General features: G+C 50.4%; 3 protein-coding genes and 2 pseudogenes. 4 read left to right on the top strand and 1 reads right to left on the bottom strand.

The window, feature by feature from the left end; genetic code table 11:
* Window positions 1–85: 85 nt before the first annotated feature.
* The 4 genes and pseudogenes from ASE26_RS32200 (at window position 86) to ASE26_RS21845 (ending at window position 2506) form a co-directional block, all read left to right on the top strand.
* Window positions 86–553: an RHS repeat-associated core domain-containing protein gene (locus ASE26_RS32200; RefSeq protein WP_156409990.1), complete on the top strand. Its 468-nt coding sequence runs from the start codon at window positions 86–88 to the stop codon at window positions 551–553.
* A 16-nt stretch (window positions 554–569) separates the two neighbouring features.
* Window positions 570–1085 (top strand): hypothetical protein, encoded by a 516-nt coding sequence (locus tag ASE26_RS21850; protein WP_055928481.1) that lies wholly within the window; start codon window positions 570–572, stop codon window positions 1083–1085.
* Window positions 1086–1490: 405 nt separating this feature from the next.
* Window positions 1491–2048, top strand: a pseudogene (locus ASE26_RS32195) (RHS repeat-associated core domain-containing protein); the annotation flags it as partial.
* Complete coding sequence (locus ASE26_RS21845; protein ID WP_055928478.1) at window positions 2045–2506, top strand: hypothetical protein; 462 nt, start codon at window positions 2045–2047, stop codon at window positions 2504–2506. The pseudogene ASE26_RS32195 and the gene ASE26_RS21845, both read left to right, overlap by 4 nt.
* 127 nt (window positions 2507–2633) lie before the next feature.
* On the opposite strand, the pseudogene ASE26_RS21840 reads toward ASE26_RS21845, so the two are convergent.
* Window positions 2634–2852: pseudogene (locus tag ASE26_RS21840) on the bottom strand (transposase); the annotation flags it as partial.
* Between the last annotated feature and the right edge of the window lie 107 nt (window positions 2853–2959).

Genomic DNA, 2959 nt, shown 5'->3' with positions numbered 1-2959 from the left:
AGGAGGAATATCGGCGCGGGCGCGCGCAAGTCGTTGAAGCGTATAGGGAAATTGCTGCGTCTACGACGAACTCGCGTCAAGGCCAATACATTACAACTACTTCCGGGATTACGACCCGCAAATCGGCCGGTATCTGCAAAGTGATCCGATTGGGCTGCGAGGCGGAATCAATACATATGGCTATGTCAAAGGTAATTCGCTTTCATACGTTGATCCGCTTGGATTGCAACAAGGTTATCCAGGAGAATCTCCTGCTCCCAAAGCACCTATCGGTTTGCCCAATCCATCTGCCGAAGCGCAGCGCGATCTTGCACTTCGTCTTACCAGGGCGACGAATTGGTTCGCTCAGAAAGTGAAGGATATCTGTTCGCCAGCGAAGCCGACTCCGGAGGAATGTAAGAAGCAATGGGATGATGCAAGGAAGTTCTGTGATCGCTTGTACGACAGCGGCTATCTCCCTGATAAGAATGGAAAAGGGGCCGGTGGAATGAATTGGAATCAGTGTGTCGCCGGGCAGGTTACAGAGGACTGCGGCGGAAATCCCATCGAATAAGGAAAGGATCATTCTCATGGGTGATGAAAAGATAAATGTGGATGTAGCATTGAAAAAAGCTGACCAGCTTTCTAAGGAAGAGCGGTTTCAAGAAGCCATTGATATATGCTGCGACGTAATTGCACAGGAAGCTGATTGCTACGCTGCCTACAGTGAGCGTAGCTGCAATTTACATGCACTTGGTCGTTTCGAAGAAGCTCTTCGCGACTTGGGAAAACTGATCGTGCTCAGACCTGCTTCACCAACTGCATACTTCCGCAGAGCTAGATGGCAAATTGAACGTGGTGCGTATGAACTCGCATTGGCGGATCTCTATCAGGTGATTGATTTCAAAGTCGAGTACTTCAACGAGAGCGCATATTTTCATCTTGCCGTCGCGCTACTAAACGTGAATCGAATTGATGACGCGCTGCAGGCTTGTGGAATGCTCTCCCCTGGCTTTAAAGAGTTCATTAGTACGCCATCCACACCTGGGAAAGCATTGTGGCGGGATGAGCTGATGCTTCTAATCCAGCAAGGTAAAAGGATCTAGGACCTAGCGAAGCCCGTGTTCCCTCCTTAATAAAAAATCCGTCTTCCTAAGCCGTTGCTTCACGCGCGGGTTATGGGGGCGGCTTCTTTTTAGCGGCTAATGGAAAAACCATTCGCAGCGTCAGCAATTCAAGTTCCCCATCATTTGGTCGGTTTGGTATTTGATGACCATGCCGTTCAGGGGTGCCAGTCACCGCCAGCGGCCTCTTGGCCGATCTGGCAGCCAGCGCCGAAGATTGAATTTCCCTGCCTCTTACGCGTGCTACCGTGCGGCTGCAAAATCGTGTCTGGAAAAAATTTTCGAATAAAGGGGAAATTCGCCCGCGCGCGTTACGCAAGCTTTTGATTCGTTTAGGGAAATTCGCCAACTTACGACGAACTCGCGTCAGGGCCAACACTCTACAACTATTCTCGCGACTACGATCCATCGCTGGGGCGATATGTTGAAAGCGATCCTATTGGTCTCAAAGGTGGAATAAATACTTTTAGTTACGTGAGCGGGGATCCAATATCTCGCATCGATCCGCTTGGGCTCGCGGAGCAAAATTTTTTCGATCCAGACAATCCCCATGACAGCCAGACCCGAGCAGGCGCCGATGCGTGGAATCCTAGTTGGGCATACGCTGTTGGCGGTCACGGCAATTTCATTAACATGGAAGATCGTCGAGATGGCGTTAAGATCATCTACCCATGGCAGCTCGCAGAGATCATTCGCAAAGACCCGAGATGGAAAGGACGACCAATCATATTAGGATCTTGCAATACCGGCAGACCGCGTCCTGATGGGAAGCCCAACTTCGCACAGCAGCTCGCAAACTATCTAGGGGTAGACGTCACCGCACCAACGGACTTCGTCTGGTACGACGCAAACGGAATGCGGGGATCTGGTCCATATCCTAGTGGTCCTCCGTCAGGTACTATTGGCCCCTGGAAATCATTTTCTCCGATGAGTGTCAAAAGATGAAAAAGTCACTATTGGCTTTGGGATTCATCCTATTTTTAATTTTTGTCTTTCAGATTATTGAAAAAAGCGAAAAGAGAGCAGTGAGTCCATCTGCTGCGTATCTTCTGCGCAAGGATGAAATAAAAAAATATCAAAGTGCAGCTCGGTCTGGTAGCTGTGAGGCTGCAAATAAGCTAGCCAGATTCCATCTCAACATTAGTTTTCGAACGGATGAGGCAATCTACTGGTATCGCCTCGGTCGCCAATGCGTGGACGTCAATGCAAAGTTGGAATTAATTGGTTTGTTAATGGATAGCGACGACCGCGACGTTATGGCTGAGGTCGACCAAATTCTTATCGAGATCGAAAAGATTAATCCACGCGAAGCAACGCGTGCTAAAGAAGCAATTCGTGCGACTCGAGAACGCCGACTCAACCAAACGGAAAAACTGCCGCCTTCTGGCGTTCAAAGTCGATAGTAATGGCTGACGCGGGTCGAGAGCAGTCTGCACTACAACTACTATCGGGACTACGATCCGCAGACGGGGCGGTATGTCCAGAGTGATCGGTAATCCCCCCATTTTTGATGCACGCCAGAAGTAGGGGTTAGGCAGCGAGAGCGAGCTTCTGTTTTGGTGTGATGCCGCCCAGGCCCATGTTGGGCCGCTCGTGATTGTAAGTCCAGAGCCAGCCAGTAGCAAAGTCTTGGATCTCGTCCAACGATTCAAACAGGTGCTGTGCAAGCCAGTCATAGCGCACGGTGCGGTTATAGCGCTCAATATAGGCGTTCTGTTGCGGCTGTCCTGGCTGGATAAAGGTAAGCGTCAAAGCAGCGCCGTCTTGAGCGCCACGCTGCTTTAACCGATGATGTTCCCAACACCGCTGGGAAGCGGAGTTTAAACGCCGGAGAATTTATCGGCGTAGTTCCAGGG

Origin of the sequence: Duganella sp. Root198D2, from assembly GCF_001428585.1 — a bacterium.
Classification (GTDB): Bacteria; Pseudomonadota; Gammaproteobacteria; order Burkholderiales; family Burkholderiaceae_D; genus Rugamonas.
This window is presented reverse-complemented; position numbering and strand designations above follow the sequence as displayed.